Annotated in this window: 15 protein-coding genes; 8 read left to right on the top strand and 7 right to left on the bottom strand. The window is 41.7% G+C overall.

All coding sequences use genetic code 11. The annotated features are described in order from the left end of the window. Positions 1-102: 102 nt before the first annotated feature. Both AB0756_RS07755 and AB0756_RS07750 read right to left on the bottom strand, forming a co-directional pair. Positions 103-1,191 carry a helix-turn-helix domain-containing protein gene (locus AB0756_RS07755; protein ID WP_038089027.1) on the bottom strand — a complete coding sequence of 363 codons (1,089 nt, stop codon included), beginning with the start codon at positions 1,189-1,191 and terminating at the stop codon, positions 103-105. 401 nt (positions 1,192-1,592) lie between these two features. After that, positions 1,593-2,495: an alpha/beta hydrolase gene (locus AB0756_RS07750; RefSeq protein ID WP_038089024.1), complete on the bottom strand. Its 903-nt coding sequence runs from the start codon at positions 2,493-2,495 to the stop codon at positions 1,593-1,595. Between the two features lie 180 nt (positions 2,496-2,675). On the opposite strand from AB0756_RS07750, the gene AB0756_RS07745 reads away from it, so the two are divergent. Next, the gene (locus AB0756_RS07745) at positions 2,676-3,605 is read left to right on the top strand and encodes a helix-turn-helix domain-containing protein (RefSeq protein WP_050046462.1); all 930 of its coding nucleotides are present in this window, start codon (positions 2,676-2,678) and stop codon (positions 3,603-3,605) included. Between the two features lie 53 nt (positions 3,606-3,658). Here the strand turns inward: AB0756_RS07745 and gatA are convergent, their stop codons facing one another. Continuing rightward, on the bottom strand, positions 3,659-5,113 hold the full coding sequence (gatA, locus tag AB0756_RS07740; protein ID WP_038089092.1) for an Asp-tRNA(Asn)/Glu-tRNA(Gln) amidotransferase subunit GatA: 1,455 nt from the start codon (positions 5,111-5,113) through the stop codon (positions 3,659-3,661). Between the two features lie 269 nt (positions 5,114-5,382). Between gatA and AB0756_RS07735 the strand changes: the two genes are divergently transcribed. From AB0756_RS07735 to AB0756_RS07705, 7 genes are all read left to right on the top strand, one after another. Continuing rightward, a complete protein-coding gene (locus AB0756_RS07735; protein WP_038089022.1) occupies positions 5,383-6,744 on the top strand; it encodes a helix-hairpin-helix domain-containing protein in 1,362 nt (453 codons plus the stop codon). Between the two features lie 143 nt (positions 6,745-6,887). Further along, entirely contained in the window at positions 6,888-7,460 is a 573-nt protein-coding gene (locus AB0756_RS07730; RefSeq protein WP_038089018.1) for a hypothetical protein, read from the top strand. A gap of 392 nt (positions 7,461-7,852) precedes the next feature. Next, positions 7,853-8,116: a DUF6464 family protein gene (locus AB0756_RS07725; protein ID WP_237266060.1), complete on the top strand. Its 264-nt coding sequence runs from the start codon at positions 7,853-7,855 to the stop codon at positions 8,114-8,116. 403 nt (positions 8,117-8,519) lie between these two features. Next, a complete protein-coding gene (locus AB0756_RS07720; RefSeq protein WP_038089015.1) occupies positions 8,520-9,290 on the top strand; it encodes a DsbA family protein in 771 nt (256 codons plus the stop codon). A gap of 247 nt (positions 9,291-9,537) precedes the next feature. Then, positions 9,538-10,251, top strand: coding sequence for a CAP domain-containing protein (locus AB0756_RS07715; RefSeq protein WP_038089013.1), 714 nt, complete (start codon positions 9,538-9,540; stop codon positions 10,249-10,251). A gap of 79 nt (positions 10,252-10,330) precedes the next feature. After that, positions 10,331-11,020, top strand: a complete 690-nt coding sequence (locus AB0756_RS07710) for a CAP domain-containing protein (protein ID WP_038089010.1) — start codon at positions 10,331-10,333, stop codon at positions 11,018-11,020. Positions 11,021-11,178: 158 nt separating this feature from the next. Then, entirely contained in the window at positions 11,179-12,021 is an 843-nt protein-coding gene (locus AB0756_RS07705; RefSeq protein WP_038089007.1) for an alpha/beta fold hydrolase, read from the top strand. A 58-nt stretch (positions 12,022-12,079) separates the two neighbouring features. Here AB0756_RS07705 and AB0756_RS07700 read toward each other — a convergent pair whose 3' ends face one another. The 4 genes from AB0756_RS07700 to AB0756_RS07685 all read right to left on the bottom strand — a co-directional run bounded on the left by AB0756_RS07700 (position 12,080) and on the right by AB0756_RS07685 (position 15,261). Beyond that, a complete protein-coding gene (locus AB0756_RS07700) occupies positions 12,080-12,382 on the bottom strand; it encodes a DUF1816 domain-containing protein (RefSeq protein WP_038089005.1) in 303 nt (100 codons plus the stop codon). 202 nt (positions 12,383-12,584) lie between these two features. After that, positions 12,585-13,631 carry a 23S rRNA (guanosine(2251)-2'-O)-methyltransferase RlmB gene (gene rlmB / locus AB0756_RS07695; RefSeq protein WP_038089002.1) on the bottom strand — a complete coding sequence of 349 codons (1,047 nt, stop codon included), beginning with the start codon at positions 13,629-13,631 and terminating at the stop codon, positions 12,585-12,587. 98 nt (positions 13,632-13,729) lie between these two features. Further along, positions 13,730-14,209 carry a Mini-ribonuclease 3 gene (locus AB0756_RS07690; protein WP_038088998.1) on the bottom strand — a complete coding sequence of 160 codons (480 nt, stop codon included), beginning with the start codon at positions 14,207-14,209 and terminating at the stop codon, positions 13,730-13,732. A gap of 665 nt (positions 14,210-14,874) precedes the next feature. After that, positions 14,875-15,261, bottom strand: a complete 387-nt coding sequence (locus tag AB0756_RS07685; protein ID WP_050046399.1) for an STAS domain-containing protein — start codon at positions 15,259-15,261, stop codon at positions 14,875-14,877. Positions 15,262-15,304: the final 43 nt, after the last annotated feature.

The raw sequence follows: 15,304 nt of genomic DNA, 5'->3' as shown, positions 1-15,304 counted from the left end.
AGGCGGAGTTGCTATATGGATGGTTAGTGGTTCTTAGGGGCGCAAGGCATTGCGCCGCCGTACAGTGGGTAGTGGGTCATTCAACATCCACGCATCCAAAATCTACAGTGCTTCTGGTGGGGCAATATCGGAACCAACTGCGATTCCTGCCGTGCTAGACTGTAACCCGGGTTTGGAAGTTGGTTTTTCGTCTCTCAAGGACTGCTTGACAGAAGAGGATGCAGGTACTTCGCCTGTATCCATGCTGGCGTTTGCATTCGCTTGCTGAGACATGATTGACAATCCTCCCAAGGAACCAGCAACAAGGGCTGCATAGCCTACATAAAGATGCACTGGTTTAATCCCAAATCCTAAGTTACTGGATTGAAGTTGAGATTGATAAGACGTTGGTAACACTAATTTTGTGGGTTCTGGAACAGGTAAAGAAGCAGCTAAACTTGCTCCATCTAGTCCCAAGGCATTACCCATAACACGAATAAAGCCACGAACATAGACATCTTCTGCCAATGCGTCCCAGTTACCTTCTTCTATTGCAGCCATTTGATAGATAGGTACGTGAGTGTAAACGTGAAGCTGGTTCAGAGAAAGACCTTGCAACTCTCTTACTTGCCGCAGTTTTTGACCAACTTGACGCAGGCTTTCTATACGTTGTTGGGCTTTTTGTTCGGCTAGTTCAGCTTTTGTTGGCTTTTTGTTTCCAAACCATCTGTTTTGTTTTTTCTTGGCTGGCTGGTTTTCTAAGGTTTGCACAACTTCTGGTTTTGAGGGGAAATCATTTTGAATGTTTGTTTCAACACTCTCTTTTTCGTGTGCTCTAACATCCGTTAAGCAAGGTGTGAAATCAACAACCTCTGCTTCTTCAGAAAGAGTCGCTACAATTTCTATATTATTGTTGTCTGTTTGATAGTTGTTTTCTGGTTGGTTATTTTCGTCTTCTACCTTTTGCGCGTGTTGCACAAATTGGCGAAAAGCTAAACCAATTGCTTCTCTACCTATGGATTGAAAGAGTGCTTGTGCTTGTTCGGCTGATGAACCTAGCAACTGTTGCATCATAGCGAGAGCACGACGATAAACTTTACTTTGATGTAATTCGGTTTCTATTCCGTCTAAGAGCGATCGCAATTCATCCTGAGAAATTTCTATAGCTGGATGACCGGGAGATTGTAATAAGTACAGGGATGTGGTAGCCATTGTGGGAAGCCTCTTTCGGCAGTTGAGCAATGCGAAGTTTCACTTATGTAATTTCTTCTACGGTTTATTATCATCTCCGGATGGATACGTATCATTTTTCTACCTCTCAGGAAGGATGCAGTCAAAACCACATTTGAAAAGAATAAGACGGTTATTTAAACGTCTTGCAAGGTGAGAGATCGTATTTCTTCTACTTGGTAAAATCAAAGAAAGAATTAATTGTAAAATTACGCAGTAAATTGTTTTTCTTAATACAATCAAGAAAAACACGGAGTATAAAATAGATGTATTGAGGATAAATCTTAGCCCCTAGATTTATCCATGGTGTGTAACTTAATTCAATGACGGAAAAATTAAATTTTTAAGACTTTATCCTTTAGCCTTCATCCTTCATGACAACCCTATTCCAATACGAATTGCGAGCTACTGCGATCCTGCACGTGTTTGACAAAAGACTGCACTGCTTCACAATAAACAGAAGGAGCAACCTCTGCTACATCGTTATGTTCTGCTCCTGGAATGAGAACTAAGTCCTTTGGTGCGGGAGCAGCTTCATACAGGGTCTTGCTCATAAAGGCGGGAACGACCTCATCAGCAGTGCCGTGAATAAATAAAACTGGTATTTTTAAATTTGGCACTTTCACGATGGAATCAAACCGCTGTTTTAGAATTAAATTGACTGGCAGCATCCAAAAATTGTTCCGATGTGCGATCATCTGGCGAATGGAGGTAAAAGAACCTTCTACAATCAAGCCTGCGGCTTCTGGGTGCTTAACAGCTAGATCGATCGCTACAGCACCTCCCAAGGAATGACCGTACAGAAAAATTTTGTTGGGTGAGATTTTGCGCTGACTGACTAAGTACTCCCAAGCTGTGGCTGCATCTTGATAAATCCGTAACTCGCTCGGAAAGCTTCCTTCACTGCAACCGTATCCGCGATAGTCGAACAGGAAGACCGAAAACCCAAGTTGGTGAAACCGATGTGCGCGAACAACGTTGGCTCCAATGTTGATACTATTGCCATGAAAATACAGCAGCACTTTACTGTCAGGTTGGCTAGAAGGTAGCCACCAACCATGGACGCGTTGCACTTTGCCAGAAGAAACGCTGACAGGTAACCAGACTTCTTCATAATTGAGATTGAAAAACTCTGGTGTTGTTTCAACGATCGAAGAGGGAAAAAAGATAAACCGAGATTGCCGTAGAAAAAGTAATATGCAGACAGCACAGTAAGCTATAACTATAGCAAAGAGCGTAAATACGAACAGCAATTGTATTGGTTGTTGCAGCTTATTTATTATCATGGAAGTATTTATAAAAACAATATGACTCGTCAAACTCAATAGCTTTATCTCAATAAAATTATGAATACGTTATGAAAAAATGATTTATTATAATATTAGTAAATAGTACAAATTTCTATCACTCTTTCAGTGGATTGGTTAATTAATGCTTTAAGATTAGCAAATAAAGAGGAGAAGACGGTGAAGCTGTCAAGCAAGGCTCAAGAGGAGCAACTCATGGAAGTGGTTGCACATCTACGGCAGGTAAGAGAGGAAAGAGCAATACGTATAGACGAACTAGCAGCTTATACGCGAATTCGCCCTGTTTTTTTACAAGCCTTAGAAGAGGGAAGATTTGAAGAACTACCCGAGCCTGTCTACGTTCAAGGGTTTGTTCGCCATTATGGTGATGCTATAGGATTGGATGGAACAGCCATAGCACAAGACTTTGCGAGTATTTGCTCTCCTCCTCCAGAAGCCAGCCAAGACGATCGAGAGTTAGATAAAAAACCAAATATATACATACCCCTAGCAGTACCATATATTTTGCTATTAGTAGCTGCCTCATTAGGACTTTTTTATATACTTAATCCTCCACGTCCATCTGCTGAATCTGTCAGCCAAAAGAAAATTTCTCAAGTTACCTCAAACAAGACAACAGCCTCAAAAGTAGTCTCAGATCCATCTCCCAAAGTATTCCCAGTCGCTCAGCAAACACCTTCTCCCAACCCAACATCAAGGGTATCGATCGCTCCAACTTCTAGAACATCACAAACGGGCGCAAAACCTACAACTAACGTTAGCCCAACACCAACAGCGACTCCAAATGCTGCGATCGCCCCTACTCCCACAATCTCCCCTTCAGTAGGAGCCACCTCACCTGTAGAAGTTTCTATCGAACTTCAAGACGAGTCTTGGTTGCGAGTCCAAGTAGATGGCAAAACAGAATTTGAGGGAACCTTAAGCAAGGGAGAACGAAAATCTTGGACAGCACAAAAAGAGTTAGTCATTCGTTCTGGCAATGCTGGCGCAGTGATGGTTTCTACAAACAATCAACAGCCAACACCATTAGGAAGTTTGGGCAGTGTAAAGCAAGTAAAGTATACCTCAGAAGTTGTTAATGGTCAATAGTTAGTGGTTGGTTGTTTAGTTGTTGCTTTAAACCACTAACCACTAACCACTTACTAAATTTTTGGTTTCTGCTGATGCCAAGTGGTTGACTGCTCGTAAGCATGGGCAACTTGAAAGAGCCGATCTTCTCCCAGCACGTTTCCAATCAATTGCAAACCAATTGGTAATCCATGAGTGTCAAAACCACAGGGAACACTGATCCCTGGTAAACCTGCAAGATTGACAGGAATAGTCATCAAGTCAACCAAGTACATACTTAAGGGATCGGCAGTTTTTTCTCCTGCTTTAAACGCAGTCGTGGGTGCTGTAGGACAAACCAACACGTCTACTTTTTCAAAAGCTTTTTCAAAATCTTGTTTGATGAGAGTGCGAACTTTTTGCGCTTTGAGATAGTAGGCGTCGTAATAACCAGCAGAAAGGGCATAAGTACCAATCATAATCCGGCGTTTCACTTCCGCACCAAACCCAGTTGCACGAGTCCGGGTGTACATTGACAGCAAATTTTCTGCGTCAGCCGCACGGTATCCATACTTCACCCCATCGTAACGAGCTAAGTTTGCTGATGCTTCTGATGGAGCAATAATATAGTAACTCGGTAATCCATCTCGGAATCGAGGACAAGAAATTTCTTGAATTTCTGCTCCCAACGCTTGAAGTTGTTCTAGCGCTTTACGAACGGCTTGTTCAACCTCAGAATCTAATCCTTCACCAAAGGTTTCTTTGATAACACCAATTCTGAGCTTTCCTTTAGGCAGTTCTGGTTTTAGGTTGACAGTGTAATCGGGGATCTCTACTTTTAAACTGGTGGAGTCTTTGGGATCGTATCCCGCGATCGCATTCAATAATATTGCAGCATCTTCTACCGTGCGTCCAAAGGGTCCTATTTGATCTAAAGATGAAGCAAAAGCCACCAGTCCATAACGAGAAACTAACCCATAGGTTGGTTTCATCCCAACAACACCACAGAAGGAAGCGGGTTGTCTGATAGAACCACCCGTATCAGAACCCAGAGACACAACACATTCTTCAGCAGCAACTGCAGCCGCCGAACCCCCTGAAGACCCTCCCGGAACTCGTGACAAATCCCAAGGATTCGCAGTGAGTTTGAAGGCAGAAGTTTCTGTAGAACCGCCCATGGCAAACTCATCTAAATTGGTTTTTCCTACCATAACTGCATCCGCATCTACCAGTTTTTGCGTCACCGTTGACTCGTAGGGCGGAACAAAGTTTTCCAAAATTCGGGAGGCGCAAGTAGTAGGAATACCCTTGGTACACATATTGTCCTTAATACCAATGGGAATTCCAGCAAGAATGCCAATGTTTTCTCCGGCTGCGATTTTAGCATCTACTTTCCGCGCTTGCGAGATCGCAAGTTCTGCAGTCACGCACAAAAAACTGTGCAATTTTGGCTCCACCGCCTGAATGCGGTCTAAAGCCTCTTGAGTAATTTCAACCGCAGAACGTTCTTTTTTTACTAACTGTGTATGCAACTCGCGGATGAATGCCATGATTGCTCCTTTCTCACTCAAGTTCTTGATTTTAATACACGATCGGGCTTTCTGCACACCGAGTTGATTGAGTTGTGCGAGATCGTTCTGCTGGGTGTGATTTCATCTACATTATTATATAGACTTCATTCTCCCGTTCCCAAACTCTGAGCGAGCTGCTACTTAACAGCTTCTAGCTGACAACAGGAGGCGGAGCCTTCACTCAAAGGAATTTCCCGGCTCTGCTTGGGAACGAGGTAGCAGCTACTCTCTACTCCCTTTATAAAAATATGGTTAAAATTCTTACACGTAAATCTATAGGTAAACAAACTGTATACGACATTGGGGTTGAACGCGACCATAATTTTGTTATCAAAAATGGTTCAGTCGCATCCAACTGTTTCAATAAATCTCACTCAACAGCATACGGTTATGTGACATATCAAACTGCATACCTGAAAGCCAATTATCCTTTGGAATATATGGCAGCACTGTTAACAGCTAACAGTGATGATACAGATAAAGTGCAGAAATATATCGCCACTTGCATGAGTATGGGGATTCAAATAGAACCCCCAGATATCAATCGTTCGGGTGTAGATTTTACCCCTTCAGGAGGAAAGATTTTATTTGGATTGTCAGCTGTTCGCAATGTGGGACAAAACGCAATAGCGTGTATTTTGGAAGCAAGAGAAAAGGAAGGCGAGTTTAAATCTTTAGCTAATTTTTGCGATCGCGTCGATTTGCGTGCTGTTAACCGACGTACCTTAGAAGCGCTGATTTCTTGTGGAGCTTTTGACAAAATGGACTCCAACCGCAACCAGCTAGTTCACGATCTTGAACTTATTTATGATTGGGCGCAATCCCGTGCTAGAGATAGAGCAAGCGGACAGGGAAATCTTTTCGATTTATTAGGGAGTGGATTTTCTACCACAAGTACCAACAAAATTCCCAACGGTTTTGAATCAGCACCCAAAGCAAAACCCGTTCTTGATTTTCCCCCTCAAGAAAAATTGCGGATGGAAAAAGAACTTTTAGGTTTTTATGTATCAGACCATCCTTTAAAAGCTGTACGTCAAGCAGCCAGAGTTTTATCTCCAATTAACCTTTCACAACTTGGAGAACAAAAAGAAGACTCTACAATTACCGCTATTGTCATGCTTAATGGCGTGAAAAAAGTCATGACAAAAAAAGGCGACCCAATGGCAATTTTGCAGATAGAAGATTTAACAGCACAGTCAGAAGCTGTAGTATTTCCTAAGATTTACGAAAAAATTAATTCATTACTGGCAGTCGATGTTAGATTAATTATCTGGGGAAAATTAGACCGACGAGACGATCAAGCTCAATTGATTGTAGAAGATGCTGAACCAGTGGAAACAGTACAGATGGTGATGGTAGAATTATCACCTTTCCAAGCAACAAGTATTGAGGAGCAAGATCGCCTGAGAGGCATTTTGATAAATGCACAACTAGGGGACAAAGAAAAATCAAAAGTCCCAGTCGTCGGAATTATACAAAGTGAAAATTCTCGTTATTATGTACGTCTGGGGCGTCAATTTTGGGTACAAGATTCTAGAATTGCCGTTCATTCTCTTCAAAATGCTCGATTTACTGCTTACGTACAGAATTTACAGCAAGCAGATAAGTAAGCCTAAGTCAGTAAATTAACGGAGGTTTTATAGAAGCTTATTAGTTTTTTTCATTACTTCTGCGGATGATGCTTTCCTAAAAATAATGGTATATTTTTATGCCAGGGAGGGTATGTGTAGAAGGAGGAAGGAGCTAAGGTTAGATGACCGCAGATGAAATTCACAAATTTGTTTTATATTGCAAAAAAATTCAACCTCAGCCTCAAGAAGATATCAAACGATTTTTTGAGGGTGTTGTCGGATTTCCATATGATAAAGAACTTTTACTACAAGCCTATTTGTTTTTAAATATTCAACAGATATTTCCTTTATGTTCTGAATTGTTATTATTTGAAAAATCACCAATTGCAGATTATACAGATTTAGGAAAATGTGATTTTGTTTATCTTACATCATCCGAAAAAATCTTTATAATTGAAACTAAATTTATTGACACTGCTGCAACAGGAGCAACAGAAAGAAAAAGAAGAAACAAGCATAGAAATAAAGTTTTTGAGCAGGTTATAACTTTAAAAAGTAGATTTAGCGAATATTGGAATATTAATCTAGAGCAATTAGAGTGCGGCGTTTTTACAACAGATCCAGAGGTGGCTTGGCGGGGTAACGGTGTGAACGTTATGACCAAGGCAGTGTCTATAGATAAACTTGAGTATTGGCGGCTTAGCTATAAAAAAAATTTATTAATAGAAAATGTACGAGCTTCTCATCGGTATTGATAGTACATTTATGCTATAAGCAGCCCTTTTGCAAGCTAAAGAATAAAATTATAAGGTATTTCATTTTCTCTTGTCGCTCCAGGAAGAGAGCGGGGGAGGGTTTGCCTTATTTTCTCAAAGTCTTAGAATGTGCAAGTTGTCTGCGCCACAGGTTAGTGGCTCGGCGTAGAAACCTTAAGTGGTAAATTTTTGGTAATAACCCACAGTTTAAGTTGTAGCAGTTATGCTGAGTTAAGTAGCAGATGACAACTCAGTCTTGCATCTCTACTAGAGATTGCCAACGCATGAAAAAGTGATGTGGCAACTAACAGATCTAAAAAGAAGGTGTTGAAGTGAAAACACTTTTAGTGATTGCCATTGGTTTTTTACCGTCCCTGATCTCCCTGTGGTTGATGCGTAAATCTCAGGCTAGAACACGCTTGCAGTTCACACGAGTCCCTATGGCTTCTTCAAGAAGACGCATAGAGCAAAATAATACATCTGAGCCGAGCGATCGCTACTACTTAGAAGGAGTCGGTTACCTGATTGGTGATATTAGTTGTTGCTATAATGCCCGTTCTGGTTATATCCGTTGTGCTGTAAATCCTGAAGGACCGTGTGAGGGTTGCCGTTACTATCAATCAAATGAATCAGTTGTTGAAAGAGATTATCAATAAATCTTGAACGAACAATGTCATCCATATTGAGGACAAAAGGAAAAGGGTAAAAGTTGCATTTTTCCCTTGCTGTTGACTGCCATCAAAAATTGATAAAAAAAACGTCTGCTGTCAAGTACCTGAAAATACTATTTTGGCTTCGTTACAAAACTAAATATAAATTATAATTTACTCCTATGTGTAGACCCATCTCTAGGGGCTGCATGCTAGTAACATCAAGCTTTTAACCTCTAGGGATGCCTTTTTTCTCCGTAGAGTTTTAATGTGTAAAACTAGACTTCGTTATCTATTGTGCGGATAAGTATAAGATAATTCAATCTTTATACCTAGATTTTCTGCCCCTTATCAGTCAATACTAAGAGAATGTGAAGACCGTTTAACCTACATACAAAAAATATTTGGTATGTATGCATTCTCCTATTTGGTCGGAAAACTACTGTTATGGCTACGTAGCTTTGCAGTGGTTGGATTTATTGGTCTGGTCATGAGTTGGTCACTTCCAGCGCAAGCAGCCCGCATAAATCCACAACTCGAACAACAAGTGTTGCAAATCCTCCGCGAGCACCCAGAAGCGATTGTCGAGTCAGTACAAGCATACCAACAAAAACAGCGCTCTCAAATCCAGCAAGCACAGCAAACCTTTGTGCAACAAATGAAAACCGATCCCTTATCGGTTATTGGTCAATCTCCCACCACGGGATCTAAAGATTTAAAAATTTTGTTGGTTGAATTTTCTGATTTTGAATGCCCGTACTGTGCTCAAGCATACAAAACTTTGAAGAAGTTTATGGTAGAGCACCAGGATGAAGTCACCCTTGTATACAAACATTTCCCTCTCACAAACATTCATCCTCAAGCTGTACCAGCTGCAACAGCCGCCTGGGCTGCACAGCAACAAGGCAAATTCTGGGAGTATCAGGATGCTCTGTTTACCAATCAAAAGCAACTAGGCGAACAATTCTACTTAGATACTGCAAACAAGCTCAATCTCGATCTGGACAAATTTAAAAGCGATCGCGTTCTCGCCACTGCTGCTATTGAAAAAGATAGTCAGCTTGCCCAGACTTTGGGGCTTTCCGGTACTCCCTTCTTCATCATGAATGGAGAGGTTTTATCTGGTGCCATACAGCTTGGTGAAATAGAAGCTCTATTAACTCGCGTTCGCAAAAGCTGAGTAGATTATCGTATAATATTTCGTGCTCTTATATACATAGAGTATTTTCTGGAACATTCAGTATTCACCCATAAACCTTATTTTAAGTGGGTTCACTGTTTACGGTGTGTTGTTACAAAGGTTACAAAGGTTGCAGGTTGCAAGTTTTGTTAAAGTGCTCTACTAACCAAATCTTATTTACTTGAGCAAAACATGGTGCATCCATTCAACCCAATTAACTCGTAGAACAGTAGTCGTGAGGTAATTAATGCGTCGCAATAGTTTAGGTGTGTTTTTCCCTATTGCCCTGATAGCTAGCTGCGGGTTTCCATTCATTACGTTCGATCCATCAGTAGCTAAGCCAAAAAACTTAAATTCCACAGTTATTAGAGAAGATAATTCTGTTGTTGCAGCACGTTCCGGTTATTTATCAACATTGGAACAGCAGGTTGTCGCCGAAATGAACAGAGTGCGGATGAATCCGCAAGCCTATATTCCCATCATGGAAAGCTACAGACAGCGTTTTCAAGGGAAAAAAGTCAAACTTTCCGATCGCGTTATCTTGCTAACTCAGGAAGGAGCACCAGCCGTTGATGAAGCTTTGGCTTTTTTAAGAACGGCTCGTCCATTGAACCCTCTGACAATATCTAAAGGTATGTCTTTAGGCGCAAGAGACCACGTTCAAGATTCAGGACCAAAAGGTCATACAGGTCACAAGGGAACGGATGGTAGCAATCCATCACTTCGGATAAATCGCTATGGTAACTGGATCTCTACCGCAGGAGAAAATATCAGTTACGGTCCCAACACGGCTACGGACATTGTTATGCAGCTCATCATTGACGATGGAGTTCCAGATCGCGGTCATAGAAAAAACCTCTTTAATCCCAACTTTAGCGTCGCTGGTGTTGCTTATGGAACACATACTAAATACAGAACCATGTGCGTGATCACTTACGCTGGTGGATACAAAGAAAAATAAATTGAGAAATTCGTAATTCATAATTCGTAATTCGTAATTATTAAGTTAGTCATGTGAATTACGAATTATTTTGCTTGTTATGCGTTGGACGCCGCTCTGGATACTAACACCGATTGCCCTGTTTGCTACATCCTGTGATTTCCTGTCTCAATACGAACCTGAGGAACCTAAAATTCCTCAAGAGGATTCTAATTCACGTCCTGGGAGTCTTTCGCGTCTCGAACAACAAGTGATTGTGGAGATGAATAAAGCGAGAACCAATCCCACTGCTTATGCTGCTGTGTTAGAAAATTACAGACAGCGTTTTGAAGGCGATCGCGTCAGGCTTTCGAGTCGTGTTTACTTGCAAACACAAGAAGGGGTAAAACCAGTCGATGAAGCCATTGCCTTTCTCAAATCAGTTCGTCCTGTAGGGTCTCTTCGCATATCCAAAGGAATGTCATTAGCTGCAAGAGATCATGTCAAAGACCAAGGAGCGTTAGGGATCGTTGGTCATAAAGGCAGTGACAAGAGCGATCCCTTTACTCGCCTCAATCGTTATGGAAAATGGCAATTAACTGCGGGGGAAAATATTAGCTACGGCTCCCATACAGCACAAGACATTGTGATGCAGTTAATTATCGATGATGGAGTCCCCGATCGAGGTCATAGAATTAATATGTTTAACCCTGCTTTTAAGGTCGCAGGTGTTGCCTTTGGAATTCACTCTTTTTACAGGCAAATGTGTGTCATTACTTATGCGGGTGGATATAAAGAGTTTAAGGGCTAATGGCTAATGGCTCATGGCTAATGGTGAGACCAGCTTGCAGGGCGAGGTTTTCCCGCGCCCTGGCGACTGGCGAACAAGGGAGGGCTAATGGCTAATGGTTAATGGCTCATGGTAGTTCTTACAATTAGCAATTAGCAATTAGCAATTAGCCATTAGCAATGTACAAATCTTTAAACGCTGCAAACCTTAACGTATATATTCAGGGTGAAGGGTTTCCGATCCTTTGCTTGCACGGTCATCCCGGTTCTGGTTCGAGTCTTTCTGTGTTTAGCGATCGCTTATCAAAGCGGTTTCAAACTTTTGCTCCTGACTTACGCGGTTATGGGAGAAGTCGCTACACGCAAAATTTTGTTATGCACGACCATTTGCTGGATCTCGAAAATCTACTAGACCGCTATCAAATTAAAAAGTGTTTGATCCTAGGGTGGTCTTTAGGTGGTATTTTAGCAATGGAATTGGCGTTACGCTTACCCGAACGGGTCACAGGGCTGATACTGATAGCAACAGCAGCTAAGCCGAGAAGCAATCATCCTCCCGTTACTTTGCAGGAAAATCTTTATACTGGTATTGCCGCACTGCTAAGTTGTATAAAACATGACTGGATGTGGAATATTGATACTTTTGGTAAGCGATCGCTCTTTAAGTATCTTATTAGGCAACATACGCCCACCGCATACGGTTATATAGCAAAACACGCAGTACCTGCTTATTTACAAACTTCATCTGCTGCGACTCGCGCCTTGTTTACTGCCATTAAAAGCGGTTACGACCGACTAACAGACTTGGAGCAAATCAACTGTCCGAGTTTAGTGCTTGCTGGTGCTCAAGACTGTCATATTACAGCTAATTCCAGTTTGGAAACATTTCAGTTTCTCAAAAATTCCCAATGGCTGTGTTATTCCGATACAGCGCATCTGTTTCCTTGGGAAATTCCCAACCAAGTTTTGAACGACATCGAACTTTGGCTAGAACAACATCCGCAGGTAACAGCTAATGGCTAATGGCTAATGGCACAATTAGCAATTAGCTATTAGCTATTAGCTATTAGCTCTTAGCCTCTTACATTTGACCGCTAAAGATCGGCTGGACTTTGCGGTCAATCCGTTCCCCCAAGTCATCTGCGATTGTCAAAGCGGCTGGCTTACAACGTTTAACATTGATAGCGATTCCCTGAGCACCTTCTTGCTCCAAATCTTCTACATAACCTTTGATTGCGGTTTTCGCTTCAGTAGAACTTAGAAATGGCCCAAAATAGTAAGTGCAACGAGGGTTTTGTGTCACTACTTCGACCCACCAAGCCAAACCAAATCCTTGAAATACGTTAATCAGCGCTTCCTTAAAGTTTTGCCAAATAGTCTTCATGGTTTTCTCTGATTTTTAATTTGTTACAGGGTTTAAATGAAATGGGTACAACGGAAGATTGTTCTTTTTACATTTCTTTATACTCTGTTTACTCTTCTTTTTTCAAAGAAATTTTTCTAAAATTATCGTTTCTTGACGGTTGATTGATAACTGCTGTGTATATTTTGCTCGGCAGTTAGCACCCAAACCGTTTTATCCCCTGTTAACTGTTAGCGCTTCCACGACCATTGAACCTTCCCTTGACTAGGGATGCTTCTCCTGGTGTGAATTTTAATTTATCGAAGTGCAGTGTATTCACCCAACGTTGGCGGTATATTTCATATAGCGCCATACCTGCTGCTACTGAGGCATTGAGACTGGGAGTTTTACCTTGTAGGGGTATTGACACTAAAAAATCGCAGCAGCGTTGTGTCAAAATACCTAAACCCTCGCCTTCAGAGCCAACGACTAATACTGTAGGACCGCTAAAGTTAACTGTATGTATGGGTTCGCTTGCATTTGCCGCAGTTCCGTAGATCCAAAAGCCAGCTGCTTTTAATTCTTCTAAAGCGCGATGCAAATTAACGACTCTTGCTACGGGAAAATTTTCTAAAGCACCTGCAGCAACTTTCATCACTGTTGAAGTAATTCCAACTGCCCTGCGTTGCGGGATTAATAACCCTTGCGCTCCAAGTGCTTCTGCAGAGCGAATAATAGACCCTAAATTGTGGGGATCTTCAATTCCGTCAGCCGCGACAATCACGGGATCGCTAACAGACTTAGCCCGTTCAATCAAATCACTTAAACTGAGATATGCATGGGGAGCAATCTGTGCTGCGACTCCCTGATGGTTGGCTGAAGAAGTGATTTGATCTAAGCGCTTTGGTTCTACTTCGTCAATAATAGTACCGTTTTCCTTTGCTCGTAGAATAAGCGAATGAAAGCGGTGGTCGTAGCGCAAGCGAGATACAATCCAAAGGCGGTTGAGATTTCGCTCGCTTTCCAAAGCACTTAAAACTGAATGACGACCGTATATAAGATCTACGTCTTCTTGGTCTCCAATAGGTGCGATGAACTCTGAGACATCACGATTTTGTCTCTTAAGTGTGTTGGGTATAACTTTAGCGCCGGACTGAGTCGTATTGGGAATAACTTTGGCTCCGGGCTTACTGGAAGGGCGTCTTGATATAACACGCTTTCCCTTCTTTACCGGGGATATTTTGCCATTGATTTCACTAGAATTTTTGGTTGGTCTTGGTTTATTTATCATGGTAGAAATAAGTGCTAGCGCGTACAAATGGGCATATTTATTTACATCAAATGACCGAACTTACTCTATCAGTTTTCTGTCATCAGATTAATTTCTCATCATTTTTCCAGTTGAAGTTTTTGTAACAGTTCGGCTAAGCGCTGGAAATCGCTAAGATACAGATAGCCAATTAAGGTTTCTAAACTACTTGCCTGTTGGTATGTTTCGGGATGGATCCTTTTGGGACGCCCTGTAGCAGCATTACGACCTTTGCGGACAATTTCTAACTCACTACTCCTCAGATGAGGATAGAGAGATCGCAACATCTCAGCCTGCGTTTCTGCCCTGACCTGTGACACCACTAAACGATGATATGCCTCTGGTCGTTGTGGTGGTAACAGATAAAACATTCTAATATACAGTTCGTAAACTGCATCTCCCAAATAGGCTAAGGCAGTAGGAGAAACTTGTCGCAGTTGTGTCTGTGAAAAGTCTTGGCATAATCGCGTTCTGGATTCTCCCAACATTTGACACCAATCAGTACCCTTATTGGGAACTGAACTGGGTTCATCGTGTAGATCTTCCTCCTGTGACGTCACAAGCCCTCTTTTCCTCACAACCTATTTTTGGGAAGCTTCCTTCGAGTTATTCAGCTTAATCTGCCCTTTCTATTGCCATGCAGCTTTACTCAAGCATAATGAATGCTGAAAAATCAACTCACTAATTGTAACTTTTTTTTCAATTTTTGGTTGCCATTTTGTGCATGAGGTCTATCTTGAAACCATCCAAGTCTGCATCTTGGGATCGCACACTAATACCAACTTTAAAAAAGAATGCTATAGATAGTCAGGTGAGGTTAAGTCCATTAAGGCTTTCTCAATCCAAAATCTAAATTGGTATAACATACTTTTACGGCTGAAGTATCAAGCATTATATGATACTAAACCTTCATCATTACAATATAGCACATTATAACGCGAACCAAGTGCTATCTAGAGAAATTTTTACATATTTTTTGGATTTTTTGGCTAAAAACTTAACAATTCTGACACAAATTCTTAACTTCCGCCAATTTACACGGGCAGTTCCTCGCTCTGGATTACAGAGTCACAGCAACTGCCCGTCTCTCCACCAACTAAGGTATAGCGAGAGGCTGTTTGGCGAATCTAGTTCTCTTTACACCTTGCAGCAGGAGCCAACAGTCTTCTAGCCTTGGGTGTGGCGTAGTGCAAGATGTAAATTCACCTTAAACTGTGTCCGAGCGTCAAGATTGTTTCACGTTCTCTAGAGCCGCATCTACTGATGATTGCAGGGCTAGAAACTTCTCCAGGCGAACGAGCTTGACTGTTTGGGTGACACGGGCATTCGTGACAATTTGCAAGGTACCTTCAGAACCTTGAGCCTGCTTAGCTAACTGTACCAAAGCACCCAATCCAGAACTGTCAACAAAATCAATTTGAGACAAATCCAGAATAATGTGCTTTGGTCCTTCTTCTATCTTGCTACCAAGCACCTTGCGAAACGTCGGTTCGGAAAAGGCGTCTAACAAACCTGTGAGGCGGAATAGCTGACAGTTATCTCGAACTTCACGAGTGCCTCTCAGGCTTACGGTTAGATTAAGTGGCTCAGCAATAATTCCCTCCTCATAAATTATGGTGAACGCTCCAGTATAGATGGTTTTAGTATATGCTGTC

The organism is Tolypothrix campylonemoides VB511288_2 (genome assembly GCF_045999855.1).
Classification (GTDB): domain Bacteria; phylum Cyanobacteriota; class Cyanobacteriia; order Cyanobacteriales; family Nostocaceae; genus Scytonema; species Scytonema bouteillei_A.
Note: the sequence above shows the minus strand (reverse complement) of the source record. Positions and strands in the feature narration are given on the sequence as shown.

Excerpts from the sequence above, each read along its gene's own strand:
- AB0756_RS07700 (WP_038089005.1), bottom strand. The coding sequence starts at position 12,382 with ATGAAGACTATTTGGCAAAACTTTAAGGAAGCGCTGATTAACGTATTT.
- rlmB (WP_038089002.1), bottom strand. The coding sequence starts at position 13,631 with ATGATAAATAAACCAAGACCAACCAAAAATTCTAGTGAAATCAATGGC.
- AB0756_RS07730 (WP_038089018.1), top strand. The coding sequence starts at position 6,888 with ATGACCGCAGATGAAATTCACAAATTTGTTTTATATTGCAAAAAAATT.
- AB0756_RS07725 (WP_237266060.1), top strand. The coding sequence starts at position 7,853 with ATGCGTAAATCTCAGGCTAGAACACGCTTGCAGTTCACACGAGTCCCT.
- AB0756_RS07710 (WP_038089010.1), top strand. The coding sequence starts at position 10,331 with ATGCGTTGGACGCCGCTCTGGATACTAACACCGATTGCCCTGTTTGCT.
- AB0756_RS07755 (WP_038089027.1), bottom strand. The coding sequence starts at position 1,191 with ATGGCTACCACATCCCTGTACTTATTACAATCTCCCGGTCATCCAGCT.
- AB0756_RS07715 (WP_038089013.1), top strand. The coding sequence starts at position 9,538 with ATGCGTCGCAATAGTTTAGGTGTGTTTTTCCCTATTGCCCTGATAGCT.
- AB0756_RS07750 (WP_038089024.1), bottom strand. The coding sequence starts at position 2,495 with ATGATAATAAATAAGCTGCAACAACCAATACAATTGCTGTTCGTATTT.
- AB0756_RS07720 (WP_038089015.1), top strand. The coding sequence starts at position 8,520 with ATGTATGCATTCTCCTATTTGGTCGGAAAACTACTGTTATGGCTACGT.
- AB0756_RS07705 (WP_038089007.1), top strand. The coding sequence starts at position 11,179 with ATGTACAAATCTTTAAACGCTGCAAACCTTAACGTATATATTCAGGGT.
- AB0756_RS07735 (WP_038089022.1), top strand. The coding sequence starts at position 5,383 with ATGGTTAAAATTCTTACACGTAAATCTATAGGTAAACAAACTGTATAC.
- gatA (WP_038089092.1), bottom strand. The coding sequence starts at position 5,113 with ATGGCATTCATCCGCGAGTTGCATACACAGTTAGTAAAAAAAGAACGT.